This window comes from Streptomyces sp. GLSS-08, from assembly GCF_056387915.1.
The window spans coordinates 384193-407834 of record NZ_JBWJAQ010000002.1 but is presented as its reverse complement, the minus strand read 5'-3'; the positions used below and the strand labels follow the sequence as shown (position 1 = coordinate 407834).

Annotated in this window: 18 protein-coding genes and 5 pseudogenes; 8 read left to right on the top strand and 15 right to left on the bottom strand. The window is 68.0% G+C overall.

Annotation, left to right across the window (positions count from 1 at the left end):
- Window positions 1-126: 126 nt before the first annotated feature.
- Window positions 127-510, top strand: a complete 384-nt coding sequence (locus tag AC0ZLC_RS04580) for a hypothetical protein (protein ID WP_476750556.1) — start codon at window positions 127-129, stop codon at window positions 508-510.
- Between the two features lie 284 nt (window positions 511-794).
- Here AC0ZLC_RS04580 and AC0ZLC_RS04575 read toward each other — a convergent pair whose 3' ends face one another.
- The 4 genes and pseudogenes from AC0ZLC_RS04575 to AC0ZLC_RS04560 form a co-directional block, all read right to left on the bottom strand.
- Window positions 795-1523, bottom strand: coding sequence for a class I SAM-dependent methyltransferase (locus AC0ZLC_RS04575; RefSeq protein WP_476750555.1), 729 nt, complete (start codon window positions 1521-1523; stop codon window positions 795-797).
- 797 nt (window positions 1524-2320) lie between these two features.
- Window positions 2321-2508: pseudogene (locus AC0ZLC_RS04570) on the bottom strand (DUF6207 family protein); the annotation flags it as partial.
- Window positions 2509-2669: 161 nt separating this feature from the next.
- Entirely contained in the window at window positions 2670-3113 is a 444-nt protein-coding gene (locus AC0ZLC_RS04565) for a hypothetical protein (RefSeq protein WP_476750554.1), read from the bottom strand.
- On the bottom strand, window positions 3110-6049 hold the full coding sequence (locus AC0ZLC_RS04560) for a DNRLRE domain-containing protein (protein ID WP_476750553.1): 2940 nt from the start codon (window positions 6047-6049) through the stop codon (window positions 3110-3112). The genes AC0ZLC_RS04565 and AC0ZLC_RS04560 overlap by 4 nt, the downstream gene beginning before the upstream one ends.
- Before the next feature lie 124 nt (window positions 6050-6173).
- Between AC0ZLC_RS04560 and AC0ZLC_RS04555 the strand changes: the two genes are divergently transcribed.
- On the top strand, window positions 6174-6347 hold the full coding sequence (locus AC0ZLC_RS04555; RefSeq protein ID WP_476750552.1) for a hypothetical protein: 174 nt from the start codon (window positions 6174-6176) through the stop codon (window positions 6345-6347).
- 991 nt (window positions 6348-7338) lie between these two features.
- Here the strand turns inward: AC0ZLC_RS04555 and AC0ZLC_RS04550 are convergent.
- Window positions 7339-8571 (bottom strand): M48 family metallopeptidase, encoded by a 1233-nt coding sequence (locus AC0ZLC_RS04550; RefSeq protein ID WP_476750551.1) that lies wholly within the window; start codon window positions 8569-8571, stop codon window positions 7339-7341.
- A 251-nt stretch (window positions 8572-8822) separates the two neighbouring features.
- Between AC0ZLC_RS04550 and AC0ZLC_RS04545 the strand changes: the two genes are divergently transcribed.
- Window positions 8823-9344 (top strand): FG-GAP repeat protein, encoded by a 522-nt coding sequence (locus AC0ZLC_RS04545; RefSeq protein ID WP_476750741.1) that lies wholly within the window; start codon window positions 8823-8825, stop codon window positions 9342-9344.
- Between the two features lie 269 nt (window positions 9345-9613).
- Here AC0ZLC_RS04545 and AC0ZLC_RS04540 read toward each other — a convergent pair whose 3' ends face one another.
- Window positions 9614-9958, bottom strand: a complete 345-nt coding sequence (locus AC0ZLC_RS04540) for a hypothetical protein (RefSeq protein WP_476750550.1) — start codon at window positions 9956-9958, stop codon at window positions 9614-9616.
- Window positions 9959-10114: 156 nt separating this feature from the next.
- Here AC0ZLC_RS04540 and AC0ZLC_RS04535 point away from each other — a divergent pair.
- Together AC0ZLC_RS04535 and AC0ZLC_RS04530 are read left to right on the top strand one after the other, a co-directional pair.
- Window positions 10115-10252 (top strand): annotated as a pseudogene (locus tag AC0ZLC_RS04535) (NADP-dependent oxidoreductase); the annotation flags it as partial.
- Window positions 10241-10462, top strand: coding sequence for an Imm49 family immunity protein (locus AC0ZLC_RS04530; protein WP_476750740.1), 222 nt, complete (start codon window positions 10241-10243; stop codon window positions 10460-10462). The pseudogene AC0ZLC_RS04535 and the gene AC0ZLC_RS04530, both read left to right, overlap by 12 nt.
- On the opposite strand, the gene AC0ZLC_RS04525 is transcribed toward AC0ZLC_RS04530, so the two are convergent.
- From AC0ZLC_RS04525 to AC0ZLC_RS04515, 3 genes and pseudogenes are all read right to left on the bottom strand, one after another.
- Window positions 10455-11039: a hypothetical protein gene (locus AC0ZLC_RS04525; RefSeq protein ID WP_476750549.1), complete on the bottom strand. Its 585-nt coding sequence runs from the start codon at window positions 11037-11039 to the stop codon at window positions 10455-10457. The two genes, AC0ZLC_RS04530 and AC0ZLC_RS04525, sit on opposite strands and share 8 nt — an antisense overlap.
- Before the next feature lie 319 nt (window positions 11040-11358).
- A pseudogene (locus tag AC0ZLC_RS04520) lies at window positions 11359-11571 on the bottom strand (IS701 family transposase); the annotation flags it as partial.
- Window positions 11572-12183: 612 nt separating this feature from the next.
- Window positions 12184-13120 (bottom strand): annotated as a pseudogene (locus tag AC0ZLC_RS04515) (ADP-ribosylglycohydrolase family protein); the annotation flags it as partial.
- 180 nt (window positions 13121-13300) lie between these two features.
- Here AC0ZLC_RS04515 and AC0ZLC_RS04510 point away from each other — a divergent pair.
- Window positions 13301-13544: pseudogene (locus tag AC0ZLC_RS04510) on the top strand (helix-turn-helix domain-containing protein); the annotation flags it as partial.
- Between the two features lie 179 nt (window positions 13545-13723).
- Here the strand turns inward: AC0ZLC_RS04510 and AC0ZLC_RS04505 are convergent.
- The 4 genes from AC0ZLC_RS04505 to AC0ZLC_RS04490 form a co-directional block, all read right to left on the bottom strand.
- Window positions 13724-14590: an RNA polymerase sigma-70 factor gene (locus tag AC0ZLC_RS04505; protein WP_476750548.1), complete on the bottom strand. Its 867-nt coding sequence runs from the start codon at window positions 14588-14590 to the stop codon at window positions 13724-13726.
- Entirely contained in the window at window positions 14587-15171 is a 585-nt protein-coding gene (locus AC0ZLC_RS04500; protein WP_476750547.1) for a carboxymuconolactone decarboxylase family protein, read from the bottom strand. The genes AC0ZLC_RS04505 and AC0ZLC_RS04500 overlap by 4 nt, the downstream gene beginning before the upstream one ends.
- A gap of 725 nt (window positions 15172-15896) precedes the next feature.
- Window positions 15897-17762 (bottom strand): FG-GAP-like repeat-containing protein, encoded by a 1866-nt coding sequence (locus AC0ZLC_RS04495; protein ID WP_476750546.1) that lies wholly within the window; start codon window positions 17760-17762, stop codon window positions 15897-15899.
- A 60-nt stretch (window positions 17763-17822) separates the two neighbouring features.
- A complete protein-coding gene (locus AC0ZLC_RS04490) occupies window positions 17823-18542 on the bottom strand; it encodes a hypothetical protein (RefSeq protein WP_476750545.1) in 720 nt (239 codons plus the stop codon).
- 398 nt (window positions 18543-18940) lie between these two features.
- Between AC0ZLC_RS04490 and AC0ZLC_RS04485 the strand changes: the two genes are divergently transcribed.
- On the top strand, window positions 18941-20050 hold the full coding sequence (locus tag AC0ZLC_RS04485) for a hypothetical protein (RefSeq protein WP_476750544.1): 1110 nt from the start codon (window positions 18941-18943) through the stop codon (window positions 20048-20050).
- Between the two features lie 33 nt (window positions 20051-20083).
- A complete protein-coding gene (locus AC0ZLC_RS04480) occupies window positions 20084-20617 on the top strand; it encodes a hypothetical protein (RefSeq protein WP_476750739.1) in 534 nt (177 codons plus the stop codon).
- A gap of 52 nt (window positions 20618-20669) precedes the next feature.
- Here AC0ZLC_RS04480 and AC0ZLC_RS04475 read toward each other — a convergent pair whose 3' ends face one another.
- Together AC0ZLC_RS04475 and AC0ZLC_RS04470 are read right to left on the bottom strand one after the other, a co-directional pair.
- Complete coding sequence (locus AC0ZLC_RS04475; RefSeq protein ID WP_476750543.1) at window positions 20670-22205, bottom strand: NHL domain-containing protein; 1536 nt, start codon at window positions 22203-22205, stop codon at window positions 20670-20672.
- A gap of 385 nt (window positions 22206-22590) precedes the next feature.
- Window positions 22591-23034, bottom strand: a complete 444-nt coding sequence (locus AC0ZLC_RS04470; protein ID WP_476750542.1) for a PDZ domain-containing protein — start codon at window positions 23032-23034, stop codon at window positions 22591-22593.
- Window positions 23035-23642: the final 608 nt, after the last annotated feature.

Here is a 23642-nt window from a genome sequence, read left to right as displayed (position 1 = left end):
TACGGGTGCTGCACTGGGGGCCTGCGGGCTGGCCGGGGTCACACACCGCTCGGGCGGGACCAGGTCCGTGTCCTGGGCTCACTGCCACCGATCACCTTTCACCAGGACCAGCAGTGGCGGCGGCAGATGGCCTGCTGTTCCTACGACCTGGCCGCCGACCTCGCCGAGACGGGCACCGTCCGCCCGGGCTGCACCGGCGAGGAGATGGCCCCGCACCTGGGCATCGACCGGGCCAGGTCGCCGACGCGGAACCGGCCGCGTCTGGTCGCAGAGACGGTGGCCGGCCTGGATGAGGAGCACCGGGACTTCGACTGGGACTGGTGCTGGGCCGTCCTGTTCGAGGACCACGACGTGCTGATGCTCTTCGATGCCTCCCTGGACGGGATCGAGGACAGCGGCAACGAGATCAACGAGGCCCTCGGACTTGCCAACCCGGCCGCCGCAGAGTGGTTCGTGCCCTTCAGTCCCGGTCAGGCCCGCGACCCCGACCGCGGCTTCCGCCGCTCCTGACCCCCGGCCTCCGCCGCCAGAGCTCCAGCCCGGGCGGCCCAGAGGTGCACGGCGGCGGTGGCGCCTCGGCAGACCGGCTCCGGCTCATCCGCAGGCGGGTGGGGCACGGCTGCGCTCAGGCTGCTGATGCGTCTGGGCGGGAAAGCGGGCACAGCGCCTCAGCCGGTGCGGCTTTCCGCGGACGTCGCCCGTTCAGGACCGCGCAGCGCGGCGGTTTCCTTGAAACGCCGGTAGCTGTCGCCCTTGGCGTCGTACTGGATGGCCATGGTGGACTCCCGATCTCGCTACTCGATGTGCAGGAAATCTTGCGTGCAGGTGAATCTGTACCCGCTGCCGGCGAAGAAGTTGACCTGGACGTAGTCCTCGACCTGCTCCCGGGTGGGAGGGGCAGGCAAGGGGGCGAGGCCAAGCATGAAGGCGGCGATCTCGACGGCGCTGGGCAGATCGGGGGCGCGCACGTACGCAGGCACGGTGGCCCGGTCGACGAGCCTGGTGTCTCTGCCGTCCAGCGCGCTGCTGGGATCGAATCGGGGGCCGCCGAAGTGCTGCAGCATGCGCATGCAATCACTGTCGGGGTTTTGCAGGACGATGACACACTCCCCGCCGCTGGACTTCCAGGACGCGAGCCGGTGCAAGTGGGCGGGCCAGTGGTCTAACGGGATGTAGTAGAGGACATGCGCGCACAGCACGAGGTCGGCCTTGCTGCGAGGCCGGGCATCCAGAATCCCTTCTTCGAGGATCTGCGCCTGGGGAAGCCGGTGCGCCAGGCGCTGGCGCAGACCCGGGTTGGGTTCGAGGGCGATGGTGTGCCCGAAGTGCCCGGCCAGGTGGCCGGTGGTCTCGCCGCTGCCGGCTCCCGCATCCAGCAGCACCCGGCGGTGCGGGAGCGTGGAGACGACCTGACTGAGATAGGTGTGGGCGTTCTGCTTCTGGTCGGTATGCGCGAGAAACGTCGCGAACGCCTTCTCGTACTGCGGGCTCTGGGAGTCCCAGGCGCAAAAGTCTACGGTCATGTCTGAACCCTTCCTTGGCTGCCTTTTGGCCGACGGCTGCGAGGCACGTCAGCCCCGACGACGTGTGGTCGTCACCAGCGCGGTGCCAGCGGTTCCCACGTGCTGCACTGGGCCTCGTGGCGAGGTGGGCGGCCTGAAGTTCCACCGGCACGAAGTGGACCGTAGCCAGCGTCGACACCCGCCCAACGATCTCTCCTCGAACCTCAGCGGGGCCTCCGGCCGTTGTGCTAGCCGACGATGATCGTTCTCACCGGGATTTCCTGTACGCCAACCACTTACACCCGACTTCGCCAAGGGGGCAGCACTTCGGACGCAAGCTACGACGACGTGGCCGTAAGCGGCTGCCCTTCAGAGCTATCGGCGGCGCTTGTCGCGTGGCGCAAACCGCGAGCGGTGCACGAACCCAGGCGATAGCCTCTTTCGTCGCCCTTCAGGGCGGAAGAGGCTAACTGTTCATATCCGGTAACGCCCTTCTCCGTTTTCGGACCTACGGAATGGCAGGGAAGGTCCACTGCTGTCCGGCCTGACCCTGGGTCATTCCGGTGACACGGCCTTCTTCGGCTGCCGTCAGGTAGGAGCTGTGTGCGAGGCAGCGTTTGCCGTCCCGGCACGTCCTGCACACCGGCATCTGCGCCCTGGCCCCGAAAGCAGCCGGGCCGGTGAGCGAGGAGCAGGCGCTCCTCGCAATGCGGCAGGACGTCACCCCCTGCCCCGGCTGCCGGCCCGAAGCCGTGATCGGATACCTGGACGCTGACCGGCTCCGTGGCCGGTCGCGCTACGGCACCGAGTTCCTGGCGCAGGGCCAGATAGCAGCGCACCCGGACACCCGGCTTGCCGGGCGTCCGGGTGGTGCGGTCTCCTGGCGCGGTGGCCCAGATCCTGGCCGGCGCCGTTTGGAAGGCGAGGGCGGTTCGTCATCCGCGACCTCCACGTCGACGACGACAAGTCCCGGCTCCGCGATGTGTTCATCCCTGATCGGTTTCATGCTCTGGTCGACGCTGGGGTGGCGACGCTGGTTCACCCGGGCCGGAGGTTCACCCGGCGGAGTGGGCGACGGCCAGGACCACAGCGGCGCGGAACGGCACCTGACTGTGACGGTGGCACCCCGACCATGGCCGGGGGCCTCCGTGCGCTCATGCCCCCGCGTCAGCTGTTGGCGTCGGCAGAAGAGGGACGAACGAGTGTGCGCAGTTCAGTGGCGCATGCCAGAGCGATGAGTATGCACATCGCTGTGGCGGCGGTGACGCTCAGCGTGTCCGGGCCGAAGGCCTCCCTCGCGATCTTGGCCAGGAAAGTGACGGCGACGGCGACTTCTCCCAGAGCGAGGACCGCGAGCCAGGCGACACTCAGGGCACGGGGTGTACTTGTCCGCACCTTGTCCAGTCCCAGGAGTGCGGCTCCTCCCGCCCATGTGAGTACCACGGCGACGCCGACCGCGGTATACAGGATCCCGCCCGAGCTCGAAGGGTTGGTGTGGTCCAGCTCTGCGGTGTCGGGTGCGAGAGCGAACATGGCTTCGAGCAATGCGACGTACGCGAGCTGAACCAGGACCAGGATGGGTGCAATGCGTCGGCTGAGTATGTGCGTCATGCGTTGCTCCTGACCAGATTGCCATTCTTGATCTTCCACAGCTTGCCGGTCGAAACTGCGCTCTTGCAGGAACTCTTGGATTTCTCCACAGAGTGATACGCGTCTTCGTAGTAGCGGCCGATTTCGCGACCCTTCTTGTTGTTGTTCAGGTCCATCGTCTTGTCAATTCCGCGGGACTGCGACTCGTGACGAGTGGCAACCTCGTACGCCGTCTCATGGTTCGATTTGATCTCCATCAAGGCGTTCCACCAGCAGTGCCTGAAGGCGTCGCCCGTGCCTTGGAAGAGCGTCGAATCGGGGTATAGCTTCTTGGCCCAGTACAGCGCCCGGTCGGCTTGGTCGCGGGCCACGCCACAGTCGTACGGGTTCCAGAAGCAGTAGTCACGCTCGGAGGGTGTGACGGTGTATCCGCCCCCGCTCGGGTCCAGTAGGACCGGGTAGTGCACGGTCTGGCCGGCCGCCGGGTCGAGTTTGATCACGATGTCGCTGCCGGACTTCTCCATGGATACCGGTACGGTGCTGCCCTTGGCGTCGAGGGCGAGCGGGGCGGAGATGAAGGTAGCGAGACCACCCTGGCTGCTCGAGATCATCAAGGTGTTCTCCGAGACCGAAGAGAGCTCCTGACCGGCTTGGAGGTTGGCTTTGTAGGTGAAGGACCTGGGAGCATCAGCACTGCGCAGCAGGTGGAAGATCTCGACCTGGCTCGTGCCAGAGCGAATTGCCACGGTGTCGGCGTCGGGCTGAGTGTTGGGGTAGATCACCAGGCCGGTGTTGCTCAGTTCCGCGGCGGAAGCGCCGGCTGCCGGCATGTCCAGCAGGGTCTGAGCGGTGCCGTCTGCGCTGGTGTTGGTGAGATTGCTGTCGGCGCTGTCCGGCAGTTCCATGACCGGCGTAGCAGTCGCCGAGTATTCGGTTTCCTGCTTCTCCGGGTCGACTTGTTCGACAGAACCGGGCGGAGCGTCGTCGCCTTCCTCGGGGATGTCCTCTCCGGAGTACTCCTCACCACTGTCCGCGGTCTCATCCATGGGGTGGAGATTCTCAGCGAAGTGAGTTTCGGCTATCTCACTGATGAACGGTGTGGCGAGCTTTCCGGTGATGGCTCCTGCGTGGAAGAGGTGCTGGCCCCATTCGGACCAGGTACCTGCCGCGCTCTTCACCCGGGCGCTGAGCGTGTGCGTTCCCCGGCTGGCAGGTGCCCAGTTGATGCTTGTGGCCCCGTTGGTGAGAGATGCGTTCGCAGCAACTCCACCGTCGAAGGTGTACTCGACGGCCACCGCGCTGCCGGCGGGGTCTGTGATCTTGAAGGTTCCGGGACGGCCGGTGTCCCCGTGCCACAGCCCGTCTGCGGGGTAGTCGGTGGACGTGAAGGTCGGTGCAGCCGGCACTGAGGTGTCAACGGTCAGAGTGCGCCACTGCGACCAGTTACCGTTCCAGTCGGTGCCGTCGTACGTGGCGATGCGCCATTTGTAGGATCCGGCAGTCAGCGGTGGGGCTGTCCACGCTCCGGGTGTGCCCGGAGCAACGTAGGGGGAGACGCCTGAGGCCATTCTTGTGGTGCCGTCTGCGTTCCACACCTCAAAGGTGAAGCGCAGGTTGTTGCCGTCTGCGTCGGCAGCCTTGGCCTGAAACGTCGGAGTCGTGTCAGCGGTGACGGCGCCTTCGGCCGGGCCGGCCGGTGTGGCGATGCCCGGCTTGGTGTTGTAGGTGATGGACAGGGCCGGTTCGGTCGGGCCCTGGGAGCCATCGACGTAGTTGGCGGACCGGAAGCGGCGCCAACTCAGCGAGTCGGCTTCGTCAACGGCCTTGAGCTGGAAGCCGTGGTTGGGCTGCCCATCCGCCCAGGCCTGGGCCGTGGTGCTGACGTTCCAGCGCATAAAGTTCGCCGGGCACGCGGAGCTGAACCCGTAGGCGCTTTTGGCTACGGCCGCGCCCGTCGCCGTGGTCGCCGGCTGAGCCCCCCACGTGATTCCGCTGGGGTCCCAGTTTTCGGTTATTCGGCGGGCTTCGACACCTGATCCGGTGGTGGCGCAGGTGGACGACCAGTACGAATGCAGACGCAGTTCCGCGCCAAGAATATGCTTGCCCGCGTACTTGGACACGTCGAACTTCACGTACGAGCGGGCTTTGGTGGCGCCCGCGTCGTAGGTTCCGGCCTTCAACTCAATCGAACCACGCTGCGAATCAGGGTAGTTGGTGGCAACCCAGGTGTCCGTGGAGGCAGCAAGAGTCGTCGTCGGGTCGATGGTGAGCGGGTAGGTGACGCTGGGGTCCGACAGGAACGTCTGGCTGGGCCTGAGCACGAGCACGGTGCCCTCGGCGGTGCGCTCAATGGCGGTGGCGATCTCCGTGGACCGCAGCGGTTCGCCGGACTTTGCGTCCGTTCCGCTTCCCCACATCCGGGGCGCCGGCGCGCTGGCGATGAGCGCGCCCTTGGTGTCCTCAAGGCGCAGGTGACCCTGGGCGGTCTTCTCCAGCTCCATGCCCTCCATGGTGATGGGCAGGCGCAGTTCGAGCGGCTCGGTGGGCCGCTTGTTGAGGATCAGCGACTCGGAGAACCCGTTCGGGAGCGCGGTGACATGCAGATCACCATCCGGGACTACCGACGAGTAAACGGCGGTGTCACCGTCCAGCCGCGGAACCGGGAGGGCCTTGCCCCAGTCCAGCCCGAAGGAGCGCGCACCGCGGGCTACCGTGGCGAAGTCCTCGGAGCCTCCATCGGACAGCGCGATGTCGGCAACAGCTGTCCTAGGCTCCAGCTGCTGACCTGTGTCAACAAGCCTGGTGTCGAGGCGCTTCCACTTGCCGTCCTCCTGCACCCGCACGGGCCCCGAGGAGACTTCGGTGGTGAGGGTGCCGTCAGGATTGGCGAATGTAGTCGAAGCCGCCATTCGCTCCGAGACGGCTTCTACTCGGCGCCCACTCAGCTTGGCTGCCAACTGAGCCGACGTGACATCGGGAGTTTCGGTAACCCTTGTGAGAGCATCCGTCGATGAGGGTGCCTGGCCCCCTGAGGACGACGCCCCTGCGGCTTGCGCAGTGCCTGCTGCATGGACAGCGAGCGTGCTGGACAACGCCAAGGACATGGCCAACGCCATGAATTTTCGCTTCATGTTCCCCCCTGTGTACTTCACTGATCAGCTAAAAAGAATGATCAAGTTGGGGGACCGTACCATGGTCATTCCACTGAAACCCGAGGTCAGCCCGGCTGCGTCCTGCTCACCTGGCCTTGCGTGAAGTGCATCAGGGCGCGGCTCCGGGCAAGCCCGCGGCCCCACCGGTCTCGGTACATCGGCGGCCCGTCTGTCTCATCTGGTCGTCCCTCAGTGCCGACGAGCTCTTTCCGAGCCGACCAAGGTGGTCCGGCCTGCTGCATTCCACATGCCGTTCGAGAGCGTCAAGCACAATCGCGGCCCGGCCGGGACCGCCCGGACCGCTCCTGCGAACACGGGCCAAGAAGCCGCGGCTGCGCAGTCTTCGCTGTTGGAGCGCGCCCGGGCGGACGTAGCCGGCGAGCTCACTGCGTGCGGATGCGTGGACCGGATCGACTCGCTGGTGGGTGCGTTGGCGGTGGTGGCCGTCCTGGGGTGAGCCGGCCCACGGTCCGGCGAGGTCCGGCCCGTTGAGACCGCAGGGGTCGTGGCGACGACCAGCCCGACGTGCAGCCACCCCGTCGTTCCCCGTCAACGTCAACCGGCCTTCGCACCACACTCGACAAGCGGGCTTGCGAGATAGAACTTGCCGGTCCAGGCGAGGAACTTCATGGCGGCTCTTCTCCTTTGCCGGCAGCTTGGACGCATCGATCTGCTCCGCTCCGACCGTGGATGGTTCTCGACATCTGGGTCGGCGGCAAGATTCTCCCCGTATGCAGGAGCACGGCGGTGGCATGGACGTCACCATGGACTACATGAAGTTCGGCGCGACCAAGCCGATCACGGCCCCGTCGGCCTCGGACACCGGTGACCTCACCTGGGGGAAAACACGCCCCGGGCGCAGGCGGGTTGGCGGCGAGGCGTGCGGCAACGCAAACTCGCTGAAAGCGTCGACGCGTGAGCATCCCGGCGCAGACGCAGGTGCCGCGCTCGGGCACGTTGCTGCCTGTGAGTTCGCATGGGGGTGGCCGGGCCGGTCCGACGGCCGGGCCGCCCTCGTACGCATCGACGTCTCACTGGTCGAACGACTGCTCGCGGATCTTCTCGACCTGCTGCCGAGACAAGGCTCCCGCTGCTCAGCCCGCGAAGTCACGGATGACCTGCTGGGCCACCCGCTTCCTGGCGGCGGCGAGTTCCGCGGTGATCGCGGCCGACGCGTCGTCGTCGAGGGAGAGCAGCGCGGGCTGCGGTTCCCCCTCGCTGACGCACTGACGACGCGCGTGTGTGTGCGGGTGCGTCGAGTCCACGCTGTGGCCGCGCAGTGCGCTGACCCGGCGCAGCCGCTCGTACTCCCGCTCCGGTACCGACCCGACGTGGGCGGCGAGTCGTTCCCACAGGCCCTCCCACGCGTCCCGGCGTGACCGCCCGCCGATGCCGGTCTGGGCCAGCACCGATTCCCGGCGCAGCTCGATGTCAACGGAGTCGGCGACAAGCAGCAGGTCAAGGAGCTCCACCGCACTCTCACTGGAGGCGATCCGGGCGGCGGCCCGGTCGGCGAGGTATTCCGAACGCTGCGAGCCGCGCATGGTCAGGCCGTCGAGCAGCGCCAGCAGTCCTCGGGCCGCCCACCGCGGAGGGGCCAGCAGCAGGTTGGCGATGCGTTCGAGGAACGTCGGTGACGGCTCGGGCGCCAGCATGTAGCACCACAGTGCGAGGGACCGCAGCGCGCTGCCGACGGTCTTGGCGCGGCGCAGGTCCCCGTTGGCGTAGTGGCCGAGTTCATGTCCCAGCAGCGCCAGGCGTTGCTGCGGGCTGAGGATCTCCCACAGCCCGAGACCCAGGTGCAGCACACGCCGCTGCCTGATCCCCACGAGTGTGACGCCCGCGTTGGTGTCCGGACCGATCACCACGGCGTGGACTCCATTGGTGCCGATGGCCGTCGCGACCTCGTCGATCAGCGCGAACAGCCGCGGCGCGTCCGCTCGGTGCAGGACCGGTTCGTTGTCCGGGAGCGACGCGAAGCGGGGTCGCAGTACGACGGCGAGGACGATCAGCACCGCGCCCAGCACCGGCTGGACGACGGTGCTCCAGCCCAGGACGAACAGCAGCACTCCGATGACGGCGAGCGCGACCGTGATGCCGTTCACGACTGTCGAGATCGTCAGCGCGAGGATGCCGGGAAGGTCGCGCCCGGGCGCTTTCGCCCCGCCCTGGCGCATCTCGTCGAGCAGTTGCCGCCCGTGCCGGTCGGCCAGACGTCGACGCCGAGCCTCGGTCCTCCCCGCGGCCGGCTCCGGCGCGCCGGGGTCGATGTTCCAGCCACACTCGGCACACCACGCGCCGAAGCGCGGATCAACCGGTACGTCCACGCCGCACTCCGGACACGCCTGTGTCCGCTCCGCAGCGATCTGCGATCCCATTCCCCTGTCCCCACCCCTGGTAGCACATCAGATGCGCCCACGTCCCATGCCCAGTGCGGGTGGGAGGGGCGGCTTGCAGGCGCAGCGTATGGGATGCCGGGCGGGCTCCCCGCACTGCCCCGAAAGGAACCGGAAGCCGCCGATTTCAGCAGGCGCCCCGGTGTCGTACAGCGGTGATCGCGCCGTACATCCGTGATCGCATGGTACGAAAGGGCGGTGGGTGTGGGACCCTCCCCTTTCCCCTGTTCTCCGCCAACGTCAACGGCGACAACAAGACCGATCTCGCGATCGTCGGTGACGTAGTCAGCTCCGAATTCATCGCGTCCGACGTCTGGTTCATCAAGGGCGGCGCGAGTTCGCTCACCCGGTCAACAGCCTCCGACTGGAATCCCAGTCCGGCAACGGCGGCAGCTCCGAGCGCGGCGGCGACGGTGTCATCGCCGGCTTCGACAAGGACGGCTACGGCGACATCAACGTCGGCACATCCCTCTACTCCAAGCCCAAGGGCCGCGTCAGCATCTGGTGCGACTCGTCCGCCGGCCCCTCCCGAAGCGCCCGCCTCACCCAGTCGACGAGTGGCGTCGCCGGGGCCCGGACAATTACGACGAGTTCGGCTCATCCGTCTCGCGGGTGACGTCAACGGCGACGGCTACGCCGATCTCGCGGTCGGCGTGCGGGGCGAGGAGATCGACGGCAACCTATCCATGCGAGCCTGTTTCTGAACTTCGAACCCGCAGGTCGCGACGCTCTTGGTTCGGGACTGCCCGCAGGGAGGCCGTTCGCCGAACCGTCACGGAGACGGCTGAGTCTCAATCCTCACCAGTCGGCCGCCCAGATATTACGACCGCAAGCAGAAAGTGCCTTCCTGCTGTGGTGACAGAAGCCTTAGAGAAGCCTCATCACCCAGCTCAGAAGGCACTTTCGCTTCCGCTCAAGATCCGGACACGGCCGCAAGTGAATCGCGCAGGCTAGAGCCTGTGCGGCTTGCGGGTCAGTCCCTGACCTGCGTATCGATGAACTTCGCGCTGGTCCGCTGGGGCGCGCCGCACGCGGCCACGGACTTCTGGTACCACTGCTTCCACGGGCCGTAGACGATGGACGTGTCGCCGTTGATGCCGTCAGTGCAGCGGATCTTGGCCCGCTGCTCTCCCGGGCCGTAGCTGCAGGTCGAACTGATCGAGTAGGTGTTGATCTGGTGGAACGAGCAGCCGTGCGGCGCGGCGCTGGCCGGGGTGGCCAAGGCGACGGGCGCGGCCACGGCGATGCCGCCGAGCAGCAGCGGTGTCGTGAGGAGCGAGGTGAGCTTCCTCTTGCCGAGCGTCTTCCTGTTGAGCACAAGATCCCCCTCTGTTCGGGCCGGCTGGTCAGGCCGGCCGTGCCGTCGGTTGTGGATGACCGACAGGCTGGTCGGGAAGCAGGTTACTGATCCGTTGCCGATCATGTCCATGCATTTGAGCTGATCTTGCATGACGGTCCGCCGACGGAATCGGTGGACCGTTTCGACCGGGTCCTGGACCTGCTCGACGTCGAGGCCAGTGAGACCCTGCTCATCCACGGCGCGTCCGGCGCGCTGGGCACCGTCGCCGTCCAGCTCGCCGTCGCCCGCGGCGCACGCGTCATCGGCACCGCCGACGCGCTGGAAGCCCATCGCGCCTACTACCAGGTCTCCGACCGCGCCGATGGTCCAGATGTTTCCGTCGACCTCGACGTCCTCGCCCTGGCCTGCCACGCTCGCCGCCGCGGCTGGGCTATCCGCGTGGAGTCCCCCTACCGCCCCAGGATCTCCTGCGGACCGCTGAACCCTTCTGCCCCTTACCGTGCGCTTCCGGCTCTCAGCTGAAGACGTCCAGGACATCCAGCCAGGAGCCGTCGTCGGCGGAGCGGGCCCGCATCGGGCGCGGCTCCGGGTAGGTGGCCGCTGCCGCTCTCGCGCGGACGACCTCCGGCCCGCCGCACGCTGCAACCGCGAAGGCGCCGAACACCTCGGCGAAGGCGGCGGGTTCGCGAAACTCCACGCCGAACGCCCGGCCGTCCCGCAGGGGCACCCACACCCCCCGGTCGGACCGTGTCCACTCCAGCACCGGCTGGTCGTCCGCAGTCGACCGCCCTTCCAGCCACAGCCGCGCCACGTGCAGCAGGTTCACCTCTTCCATCGGCAGCCGCTTGCGCCGTACACGCAGTTCACGCGTCGTCAGCGTGACCCGCTGGTCCTTTCTCGGATACCAGACGACGCCGATCCCGAACGGCACCCACAGCAGAATCCCGATCATCGGCCAGACCAGAGCGTGGCCCCACGATCGCAGCAGCCCGCCGTCCAGCAAGCACAGGGCCCCGAAGACCCCAACCCACTTCGCCGTCATCCGCCAGAACCCAGTGCCCTGCCGGTACAGGACCTGCCGCTTCCTCGTTATCGTCATGCCCGCACGCTATCCGCCGCCCCGCAGTTCCCGATGGCGCGGGAGGTGATCCGCGGACCACCCCGCCAAGTGCGTATGGCAGGACGGTGACCTCGCTCCCGGCATCGGGTGCGTGCCAACGCCCCCGACTTGCCCTCCGTGTCGTGGCACGAGCCGCTGGACAGCGCGCTGGTCGCCGCGATCGGCCTCCTGGCGCTAGGACACAGTCGCCGAGGCGGTGCGCGCCGTCGTGCACCTGCTGGGGCGCGTGGTGTCCGAGCGGGTGGTGCCGGAGCGCCGGAACGGCAGGCGCAAGCTCGCGTTCGGCTGGTAGTCATGATGATCCGGCGAGGAGGTGCTGCAGGCCGTCGGGCGTGGGGTGGCCGGCCTGTTCGGTCAGCTGCCAGCTGTCCTTTCGGGTCACCGGGGCAAGCAGTCCGCGTACGTAGTCACGCATGCGGCGGCGGAGCTCGACTCCGAAGCGGTGCCCGATGGTCAGGAAGCGAAGGTCCAGTTCGAGGTTCCGCTGCGCGGCGACGAGCTCGGTGATCACCCTGGGAGGCTGCCCCGCCGCTGTCACTACCTGCGGCGTTGTCGCACGATCGAGGGGCGGTCTCCGTGGGACCGCCCCCGCACGAACGAAGTCCCGCTACAGTCCAGCCGCCCAGCAAAACCCGCAGGTCAGACAGCAAAGTCCTACTGGAGTACTGGTCTGTTAGCCGGCCGCGGGGCCGGGCGTGGGCTCCGCTCGATGCAACTCCTGGTAGCGCTGCCACAGTTCGGGCCGGGTGTCGTCCATGTACCAGCGGCGCAGGAAGACTTCCAGGAGGGCGCTCTCCGTCTCCCCGCTGCGACGGCGATAGCGCTCCGGGTCCGATTCGACCAGCGCGGCCACCAACCGCCACCGGCCGGCTGGCCCCTCGGCCACGGTCAACCCGTAGATCCCGCGTCCGGTCCAACTGCGGTGCAACGCGAGCTGGTCGCCCTCCAGGTACGCGTTCCACTTCTCGTCCATGCTGAGTGCCCGGATGCCGTGCCGGACCCGCTGCCACTGCCCGGGGCTGAACTCCAGGTCCGGAACCGGAATGGGTTCGGGGCGGTGCGGCGGTGTCATCTCGCGGCGGAGCGCGGCGCCGTCGAGGTCCTCGCCCAGGACGTCTTCGTTGACCCAGTCCGGCAGTGCTTCGCAAGCGGCGTGCCATGCTGCGGGGATGCCCGCCGTGCCGACCCGTGAGGCGACGATGGCGCCGACGATCGCGCAGGTGGTGTCAACGTCCCCGCCGGCCGATGCGCATGCCCACAGCGCCTCCTCGAAGTCCTCAAGGTGCCGGGCCGCGCACCACAGGGCGAACGGCACGGTGTCCACCGCACTCACCTGCCGTCCGTTGCCCAAACGGTGCGCCGCGTATTCGGCGTGCGGCTGTTCCAGCAGTCGGCGTGCCTCGGTCACGCCCGAGCGGACCCGTCCGGGCGGGGTCAGTTCCTCCACCGCGGCGAGCAACTGGGCTCCGGTCAGCGGCCGTACGCGCCCGCGCGCGGCGCAGGCGGCGGCCACCGCGACCGCAACCGCCCCGGCCACCGCCTCCGGATGGGTGTGTGTAACCCGCGCCGACCGTCCGGCCTGGGCAGCCGCCTCGCCCAGGTCCACGGCGAACCAGGCGCCCAGGGGCGCAACGCGCATCGCGGCCCCGTTGCCCCACGACCCCTGGCCGTCGAACAGTCCCGCGGCCAGTTCGGCCCACCGTCCGCCCTCACGGACGCAGCAGCCTGTTCATCGCCGGACCGTAGCCTCGGTCGAAGTCGTGCCTGCGGGCGAAGCCGTGCGCCAGGTCGTACTGGTCGACGGCGCCGCGGCTGCGCAGGACGTCGAAGACCGAGCAGGCCATCTCCGTGTCGTCCGTCCACGGCCACTCGGCAGGCGGCAGCCGGCGCTCCCGCAGACACGGGAGATTGTCGGGTACGAAGAACTGGGCACCGAAGGCGTCGCCCACCGCCAGCCCGCGCAGAGCGTCACGAGCGACGGAACGGTGGTCGAGAGAAAGGAAGCCGGAGTCGAAGGAACGGGAGACGGAAAGGTCGAGGGAGAAGGGTTCAGTGGTCATCGCCGCCATCCTGCCAATTTCGGCGCCGTGGCGGTACAGGCTTCGCACGGCTGGGCCGGGCGTCGGCCGAGGCGCCCGGCCGTGTGCTTACTCGCGCCTGCGTAGGCAGGCGCGGACGGTGCGGAGAGCGGGGTGCCAAAGGCGTGACCGCAAAGTGGATCACGCTCCGAGTTGCCCGCCACCGCCCAGCGCTGGGCCGACCGCTACCGGCGACTCGGCGAGGCCGGGATGTGCGACCGTTCCCCCCGCCCTCGTACCAGCCCGCGCAGGACGCCGACCCGCACCGAGCGCCGGATCGTCAAGGTCCGCGTCCTGCGACGGTGGGGACCGGCCCCCGCATCACGCACCTGCTGCACCGGCGCCCTCGACCGTGCACCGGGTGCTGACCCGATTCGGCCTGGCCCGCCTGACGCAGACCGAACGACGCGATGCCTTCCCCCAGTGGCTACACACCTACCATCACCACCGCGGACACACCGCGCTGAACGGTCGACCACCCGCCAGCCGCGTCCCTCTGTCAGGGCAATACAGCTAGGGCGCCCGCTGCGGGGAACGAAACGAATTCCGGCCGGAGCGGGCCGTCCCCTGTGCGGGGCGGCGGGTTCACCTGGCGAGTTCGGCCGGCTCGTCGAGCCGTGTCAGCTTCTGCGGATTCCGCACGATGTAGATCCGGCTGACCTGCCCGTTCTCCACCACGAGGCTCACCGCGGTCGGCTCGCCGTTCATCTCGATCCGGCCCGCGGGAGCGCCGTTGAGCCACACGGGCGTCATCTCGAACGGGACCGCGACCTGGTTCGCGCGCGTAAGCAGCCTCGCCACCGGTTCGGCCCCGTGGACCGGCGCAAGCACGGCGGCCACGACCCCTCCACCATCGGCGATCAGGACGACGTCCGGCGCCATGACCTCCAGCAGGTCCTGCAACTGCCCGGTGCGCAGGGCGAGAAGGAAGCGGTCGACGACGGTCCGTTGCTCGGCCCGGCTCACCCGCATGCGCGGCTGCCGGGCGGCCACGTGCTCGCGTGCCCGCCGCGCGACCTGCCGTACCGTCGCCGCGGACTTCCCGATGGCCTCGCCGATCTCGCCGTACGGCATCTCGAAGACCTCCCGCAGGACGAAAACCGCCCGCTCTGTCGGCCCCAGCGTTTCGAGGACGGTCAGCATCGCGATCGAGACGCTCTCCGCGAGTTCGACGTCCTCGGCGACATCAGGGCTGGTCAGCAGGGGTTCCGGCAACCACTCGCCCACGTACTCCTCACGGCTGCGGGACAACGTACGCAGCCGGTTGAGCGCCTGCCGTGTGACGGTTCGGACGAGGTACGCCCGCGGTTCACGCACCTGCGACCTGTCGACGTCGGCCCACCGCAGCCAGGACTCCTGCAGTACGTCCTCCGCGTCGGCCGCCGAGCCGAGCATCTCGTAGGCGACGGTGAAGAGCAGGCTGCGGTGGGTGACGAAGGGGTCCTCGGTCATATCGCCGACGACGATGCCGTGCCGGAGTTCCCCGAACGCGCGGCCAGCGGAGTCCCGCACGCGTCGGAGAAGCCCTGCGAGGTGATTCCGTGGGCCGTGTTGTTCCTGGTCGACAGGTTGGCGAAGGCGATGGACGCGGTGAGCTCGACCATCGCAGCCGGGCCGAGCCGGTCGAGCAGGCTCGCGTACAGCTCGTCGGTGACGGTCGGCGGCGTGTTCGTCATGGCCTCGGCGTACTCCAGCACGTCCCGCTCCAGCGGCGTGAACACCTCCGACTCCCGCCAGCGCGGCACCTGGCTCGCCTTGGCCAAGTCCAGGTCCTTGTGCAGCGCCAGGAAGTAGTTGATGTCGAGGCACCAACTGCAGCCGACCTGCGCGCCAACCGCCATGTGTGCGAACGTCTTGAGCCCCTCGTCGGCCATGTCCCACTCGCTCACCTGGCGCCCGAGTTCCGTGGAGTCCTGGGCGACTTTACGGTTGTGCGCCGTCACTTCGAAGGGCTCGGGCACGGCACCGAACTGTTTGATCATGTTCTCGGTGAGCTCGGCGGGGAGTTCTGCCTTCGGGATGCGCAGTGTCACGGTGTGCTCCTTCTTCTCCATGTCCGTTGGCCTGTAAGCCTGTTGGCATGAAGACACCGCCGGGCTCGGGAACGTGACAACCACTGTGGCGCGAGGGGCGTTCGGGTTTCCGGGCCAGGAAGGTGGCGACTGGCCTGCGCGCCTTCGTCGGGCTCCTGCACAAGTCGCGCCGTGATCGAGTCCGGCCCGGCTCAGTAGTTCGGCGATCCGCTCGGCCGGGAGCAGGCGGACTCGTAGGACACCGGATGGCCGCCGTACGCCTGGGTCGGACGTAGAGATACTCGTCGTCTCCCACGTGCCCGGCCAGCATCAGGAGGCCGCCGGGCACGAGGGTGCGGTGGAACTCGGCGTACAGGGAGGGGAGTCGTTCCGTCGGGGTGTGGTGGGTGGAGTAGTAGGCGAGGATGCCGCCCAGTTCGTTGTCCCGTAGCGCGAGGGCGGTCATCGAGCCCACCGGTGGAGCTCAGGTGGGGGTGGGCCTGGCCGGCCAGGCTGCGAAGTCGGTGCGACAGCTGATCGAGTCGGTCAACGGCACCCTCAAGGGCCAGCTCGCGTCGGCCCTCCCGGGTCAGTTCCTGCTGGCGGGACGGGCGTCCAGTGCTGTGCGCAGGCGCCCCCGCGATGGGCTGGTACCGCTGGCCTGCCAAGCCGCACGTCGGCCGGATGGAAGGTGCCGGCACGCCGTTGGTGGTTCGCCGTGGTGCGGTTGTGAAGGTCCTCCGAAATCATCGGGTGCGGAAGCGGCGGTACAGGTTTCGGGCCACGTACACGCCCGGGCCGCCGAATCCGACGATGTCGACGCGTCCGTCGCCGGTGACGTCGGCGAGGAAGCGGGGGTGGCGGTCTACCCGCCAGCCGCCGGCGTTGTCGTTGTATCCGAAGCCTCGGCACACCAGCTGGGCCTGCTCGAACCGGCCGTCGCCGCGGTTGTGCGACACCCAGACTCCCTCGTCGCCGAAGCCGACGATGTCCGGGTTGCCGTCGCCGGTGACGTCGGCGAGGAGCCGAACGTGCTTCTTGCTCGTCCACCCCTGGGCGTGCCCGAAGTCGTTCAGGACGAGCTTGGTGCGCTCGAACGTGCCGTCGCCCCGCCCGCGTGCGACGACGACGCCCTGTGGGCCGAACCCCACGATGTCCACGGCTGCACCATCAGTGGTGCTGAGCAGGAACCGGGGATGCTCCTCGACCGAGCTCCACCCCTGGTCGACCCCGAAGTCGTCGAGGACGTACAGAGGGTCGGCGAACGTGCCGTCCTCGTCCTGGAGGGAGACCCAGACGCCGTCGTCGTGGAAGCCGACGACGTCGAGCCTGCCGTCGCCGGTGGTGTCGGCGAGGAAGCGGGGATGCTTGTCGGCGAGCCAGCCGCCCGCCTTCTCGTCGTGGCCGAACGCCCGGAGGACCGGTTCGTCGGGGAGCGGTGCGAACGTTCTGTCCTCGTTCTGGAGGGAGACCCAGACGCCGTCGTCGTGGAAGCCGACGACGTCGAGCCTGCCGTCGCCGGTGGTGTCGGCGAGGAAGCGGGGATGCTTGTCGGCGAGCCACCCGCCGGCCTGCTGGCCGTGCCCGAACGCCTTGAGGACCGGCTCGCCGCCCGCGGGCGGGAACGTCCCGTCCTGGTTCTGGGGGGACACCTGGACTCCGTCGGTGGCAAGCACGACGACGTCGGGCTTGCCGTCGCCCGTCAGGTCGACGAGGGTCCACAGGTCCGCGGGATGTGAGGAGGGCGCGGACTGGTGCAGGACGCGTTCGTCGTCGTCGAACGTACCGTCGCCCCTGCCGGACGACGTCACAGCCCCCTTCGCGGGCTTGAGCCCGACGATGTCCTTTCGCCCTGCTTTCGTGGTGTCGGCGAGGAACCGGTCACCGAGCCCGGCCCACCGGCCCGGTTGCCCGCTGGGAGAGTGGTTGGCCTTGTAACCCTTCCACCCGCCGGCGTCCTGGTCGCTGCCGAACTTCTCGAGGACCAGCAGCATGTCGCTGAAGCAGGGCGTCGCGCCGGGTGCCGGCCGCAGCGCGGTAGGGCGGCTCAGGCGCCAGGACCGGCGGCCGTTCCAGTGATCCAGGGACGCCCAGGGCAGCGCGGGGTCGCTGACGCGCTCGGGCTCGGCCGCGACGAACCGCCACCGCTGGCTCTCCGCGCTGTCGTCGTGCTCGCGCAGGACGACCCGGGTGTCCTCCACGTCGTCCACGTCGGGATCAGCGGGGTCGGCGAGGTCGAGAACGGCGCCGTCGGTCGCGGCCTCGATGAAGTACAGGCCCGCTTCACCCTCGACGGGGACGAGGTACCACTGCTGGTCCTTCCTGCCTGCGGTGGCGTCCCACTGCCGGACGCCGCGGTCCGCGGCGGCGGGGTTGTCGAGCACCTTGTCGCCGGCCGCGTTGCGGATCACATACGCCTGTTCCTCCTGTGCTTGTCCGCCCTGCGGGGCCTGTACGGGGGTGAGGTGCCATTGCTCCGGGCTTCGCCCGCCTTCGGGGAAGTCGCGGACGACGAGCGCCTCGTCCGCGCCCAGCGCGGGCTTGGCGCCGAGGGTCTTCCCCGTGGCGGCGTTGACGATCTCCAGTTTCAGTTCTTGCGTGGGCACGGCCATCGTGGTGCCTCTTCCAGGCGGTTGGGCGTGGGCTCGGGACGGGGGCGCGGCGGCTGCAGATCACGTGAAGACGTGGTGGTACGGCACGCTCCACTCGTTGGGCAGCCGCGGGTAGAACGTGTTGATGACCGTGCCGGTGAAGTCCCCGCCCCAGTTGTAGGTGAGACGCACCTCGCTGTCACCCGTCACCGCGTGGTCCTTGAACCCGAGGATGGCGTCGGGATGGGTGATCGGCACGAAGGTGATCCCACCCCACGGCGTCACGGTGACGACCCAGAGCTGGGTGTCCTCGGGCGCACCGTTCTTCCCGCGCCACAGTGCGCCGACCTTGTCGGGCAGGCCCACCTGAACGGTGTCGGCCGTGCTCTCGGGGGCTTTTTGGTGGACGGTGATGCGCCTGCGCTGCGGCTTGGGCGCACCGTCGTCGCCGCGACCGGCGTCGGCGTCAGCTGCGCCGATAGGTTTGGGTGAGACCTGGCCCGCGGCGCTCTCGATGAAATACAGCGGTCGCTGCCCGAAGAAGCCCGCGGGGGTGATGTACCACAGGTGGCCCTTCGCCTCCTTGGTGGCCGAGCCGAGGGCGGTGTCCAGCTTGACCCCCTTGTCGTGGTCATTCTCCCCCAGCTCGACAGGCCGCAGGTAGCCGCCGTTGAAGGCGTGGACGAGCATGACCGGCCGGTTCTCCACCAGCGCAGCCACGATCGCGTTGTCGTAGCTGTTCACGGCCACCGGGCCGCCGACCACCAGATTCGACATCGCCGTGCGTTCTTGGGTGTACATCGCGAAACCCCACCTGTCCTGAATGTTGAAAACAACGCGTCGGACGCTCAATGCAGCAGCCTGCCGCGCGACATTTCTGCACACCCAGCCGCATTCGACAAAAACGACTTCGAAGACGATTGAATGACTGCCGCGAATACCTCACCACTCGCAAATCCGAAGCTATGAAGTTCGCGCGGGCAAGGTGATTCGCCGAGCGGCCCGGCAGGTCCTCAAGTTACCCTTTCAGAATGCAAGTTGGAACAGCCATCGGGCCTTTCTCACTCGATCGAGCGCAAAGCATTTGGGCATCTTCCCGGGCGACAAGAGCCCGTGCTAGCTTCGCTTTCCAGAACGCGCGCAGATTCTCGTTCACATTTCACTGAGTGAATTTCAGCCAGATTAATCGAGGGCGGGGAATGTCTTCCAACGCGTACAACCTGGGACAGGCCAAGCGCCGGCCGCTGACGAAGAAGAACCTGCGGGAACTCAACATCAACGTCCAAGACGAGCAGACCTGGCGGCCCATCCTGGACCACCCCAACCTGGTCTATGTCGACGACGATGGCGTGCGGCACAAGCCCGTCGGGTTCTCCGTCAACAAAACGAGCTTCGGCACCTTCCCCGGGACCGCGTTCCAGCTGGGCTGGCTCGCCTACATGAACCTCGGCGAGCCGCTGATCGAGGAGCGGTGTGATATCGACCAGCCCCCGCCCGACACGTTCTCCTGTCGCACCTACGTCAACCGCAGCCAGGCGTCCCCGATGACGTTCACCGACTCGGTCGATTTCACCGTGTCGAACGGGGTCACCTGGTCGCTTTCGGGGGAAGCCAAGCTCACCTTCGGCGGCAGCGTCACCGCACAGCTCCAGCTGATGCTGCAGAACCAGCTCAAGATGGACCTCCAGGCGCAGCTCCAGACGCAGCTCCAGAACGAGATGGCGAACAAGAACGCCAACACGATGACGAACAAGAACAGCAAGGACAACGTGGGGGTGGACAACGCCAACGCCACCGAGACAGGCGTGCGGAACGCGGCGACGAACTCTGCGACGGCTTCCGTGACGAACTCGGTGGCGTTCACGACCCAGGGCACCGCCACCGGCAGCGCGACGCTCAATGCCTCGTTGCTGCTGGGCATCTCGGGCTCCGTCGGTGGCTCCCTGAACACCAGCTGGGCCTCGAAATCGCAGATCTCCGGCCAGGTCCCGCCGGGCTCCCGCGTGGATACCCTCGCCACGCAGCGGCGTTGCCGCAAGCACTACTGCTACGAGATCCCGGTGACCTTCTCCGGGCTGATCGCGGTGATGTACCCGGTGCCGGTGGCGGTGCTGTCTCCCCCGCAGCCCGGCAGCTATCCCGGTCTCGACAAGCTGGTCGCCCGCGACATCGGTGACATCGACCTGGCCGGCGGCGGCTTCCGTATGAAGGGGCTGGCCGAGGTCGTCTCCTCCCTGGACGTCCACCACACGATGTTCGAGGGCGAGAACCTGATCGACGACCCGCGAACTCTGCACAAGCAGCCCTGACCGGCCACACGACGACAAGAAAGGGTGACGACCATGGTGTTCGGCAACATCTTCAACTCCGCGGGTGAGAGCGCGAAGCTCTTCTCGGTGACCATCGACGAAGACAAGCCCCAGCCGGCGGCGGGCGTCGATGACTTCGAGGACGTCGAAGCTGACGCATACGACGACAAGAGCACGAGCCTGTTCAACAACGCCATTCACGGGGCTTCCTTTCAGGCGAAGGCCGTACGCGAGCAGTCGCCCGAAGCGCGGACCATGCTGGGCTTCCTCGGCTCCTTCATCCAGACCGCCCAGGCATCGGCCGGTAAGCAGGCCAAGTACGCCCAGGATCCCGGCTCGGTGTCCGCCGCCGCCGCAGGCGGCATGGGGAAGGCGAGTGAGACGGTGACACAGCACCCCGGCCTGAAGAAGAACGAGGACCTGGAGAGCAAGCCGAACAAGAGCGACTACACCAAGCCCCCCAAGGCACCCGAAGCACCCAAGGCCGCGGAGCCCGGCAAGGCGCCCCAGGCGAGCGCCGAGAAACCTCCCCGTTCCGAGGAACCCCCCCGTTCCAAGTCCGAATAGGGCCCGGCTTTGCGTGGGGTCAGAGGCGAGGGCGCCTCTGACCCCACGTGCGTTACACGGGGAACAACTGCCACTGCCGGCCCTGGTGATCGCCCTGCGACCCGTGCTGCTTGATCACCGCGCGGGCGTTGGTGTCGACCTGCAGGAGCAGCCCGCTGTTGCGGTTCGCGATCTCGTACACCCGCGGCGTGCCGTTCGCCGGGCCCACCAGGCCCACCGGGATCAGCCTCCAGTGCTGGTGGTGCGCGTCGTCGCCCTCGTACGTGCGCTGGGCGATCACCGCGCTTGGCGCCTCCCCCGCTCCGACGACTTCCAGGACCTTGCCGCTGCGCACGTTCTCGATCGTGTACAGGACGTCGCCGTCGTCCTGGCCCGCCACGACCAGCCGCCACCGCTGGTGGTCCCTGGAGGCGGCGAGAGTCTGGTGGATCTCGGCACCGTCCTTGGCGGACTCACGCGCGACCCCCATCCGCAGCCTGCTGCGGACATTCGCCCAGGAGACCACCGTTCCCGAATCGGGCAGCCCGGCCATCTCCGCCGCCGCCACCTTACGCACCCGGTGGTTGCCGTAGTCGGCAATGTAGAGGGCGTCGACGCAGTCCACAGCGAGCCCGAACGGGTAGTTCAACTGGGCCGAAGCGGCCGGGCCGCCGTCACCATCGGAGCCCTCGGCGCCCGTGCCGGCGACCGTGCTGATCTTCCCGTCGGCCGCGACCTTCCGGACCCGGTGGTTGTTGTGGTCGGCGATGTATAGAGTGCCGGTGCTGTCCACCACCACCCCCAACGGGTAGTCCAGCTGGGCCGAAACGGCCGGGCCATCGTCACCGCCGAAGTCCGCGGCGCCCGTGCCGGCAACCGTGCTGATCTTCCCGTCGGCCGCGACCTTCCGGACCCGGTGATTTTCGGCATCGGCGATGTAGAGGGCGCCTGCGCCGTCCACCGCCACTCCGTAAGGGCAGTTCAGCTGGGCTGAAGCCGCTGGACCGTCGTCCCCCTCCTCGCCCACGACCCCGGTCCCCGCGACAGTGCTGATCTTCCCGTCAGTGGTGATCTTCCGGACCAGGTGGTTGTCGTGCTCGGAGAAGTAGAGGGTGCCGCTGCTGTCCACCGCGACCCCGTACGGGTAGTTCAACTCGGCGTCGGTGGCAAGGCAGCCGTCATCGCTGAAACCCGCGGCGCCCGTCCCGGCAACCGTGCTGATCTTCCCATCGGCCGTGACCTTCCGGACCCGGTGGTTCTCGCCATCGGCGATGTAGAGGGTGCCGGTGCTGTCCACCGCCACCCCACGCGGGCCGTTCAACCGTGCCGAGACGGCAGGGCCACTGTCACCCCCGTCGCCCGCGACCCCGGTCCCCGCGACGGTGGTGATCTTCCCGTCGGTCGTGATCTTCCGGACCCGGTGGTTTTCGTGGTCGGAGAAGTAGAGGGTGCCGGTGCTGTCCACCGCGACCCCGCACGGACGGTTCAACTGAGCTGAGAGCGCGGGCTTGTCGTCACCTTTGGACCCCGCGTCACCGGTCCCGGCGATCGTCCTGATCGGAGGGGCGGGGTGCTCACCATCTGTGGCTGCCGCGTGGGCTGTGCTCATCGTCATCCCTTCACCGCTTCGCCGACCGTCCACGGCGGACAGTTGTCGATTGGTTCCAGAAAGTCATAAGAGCGCTGAGTACGGCAAGTCCACTTCCGGGTGGTTTGGGGTGCACGGTGACAAGGCACCGAACCGGACGCCCCTCGCCGACGCCCGGACGTGAAGCTCCTCGGCTCGGCGGCGACCCGGATCAGACCGACGCACCCCGAGCAGGGGTGGCGGCCAACGCCCGATCCGGCAATGCCACGCCGGCTTGCCTGCGAGAACGCGCAACGCCGCGCCCCAGCCGCTCTCCTGGGCGACTGGGACACGGCGGGCGGAGGGCAGTCCTCACGTTACGCCGGGCGGCGAGTCGCGCGGACACCGGCGGGCTGGGCCGCAGTGATCACTGGTCGATCGTGTACTGCAGGGTCATGGGGGTGCCGCTACGCCTGATACTCACGGGCACGGTGGCCCCAGCTCGCTTGCTTGCGAGGGCGGCACCGAGGGATGCGCGCGACGTGACGGGCTGCCCGTCGGCGGAGGTGATGATGTCGTTGACCATGAACCCTGCGGCGGCGGCATTCAGGTCAGGGTCCACGAACCGGACTCGGGCACCTCCTCCCCCAGGGACGTTGTTGACAGACCCGCCAAAATCACCCGGGGTGCCCGGGGTGATGTTGACGTCCAGCGGGACCGTCACGCCTTCGAAGGTGAAGCTTCCGCTGAAGCGGCCGCCTGCCAGGGGCGCATCAGCGTTGGCGGCGATGTAGACCGTCCACGGCCAGATCCAGTGGCTGCGGACCTGGAAGTCCAAGGCGGCGGACGAGCCGTCGGCGGCGATGGTCACCGGACAGTTGTGGCCCCTGCAGCGGGGGTCCACCTGGGTGATGCGTGTGTATGGCGGGGCTTGGATGGTGACCCGCCCCGGGTCGTGCACCTGCTGGTCCGGTGGCAAGTCGACGGGTTTGGCCGGCCCCGGGGCGTCAAGGTCGGGGACAGTAGACGGGGGGGTCGGCGCCCGGACCGCCATGATCCCACCGGACGTGGTCGCAGCGGTGGCCGCGGGCACCATACCTCCTACCAGCAGGCTCGCTCCGAGCGCGAGCACCGTGCATACCGTCATGGACCTACGCATGGATCCTCCAAACCCGTGACTACTGACAGCAGCCATCTGACAGCACACAGTAATTGCGTGCCGGAGCGGGATCAATTGGGTACGAACTAGTCATATAACGCTTGCAGGCGTTTGATTGAGCACCAAATCCGCCAGAAGCCCAGGTGCGCGGCGGGGTCACCTTGGTTCAAATCGAGGCAGCCCCGTCGTCCGGACTTGCCAGCGGCCGGTCAGCGAGACGGGACGACGTTGATCGACGCAGAGAGGTGCACTTCCGACCGAGGCTGTCACGGTCAACGGCGCCATCGACGCGCGTGGGGATGCGACGACACCCCGGTCGG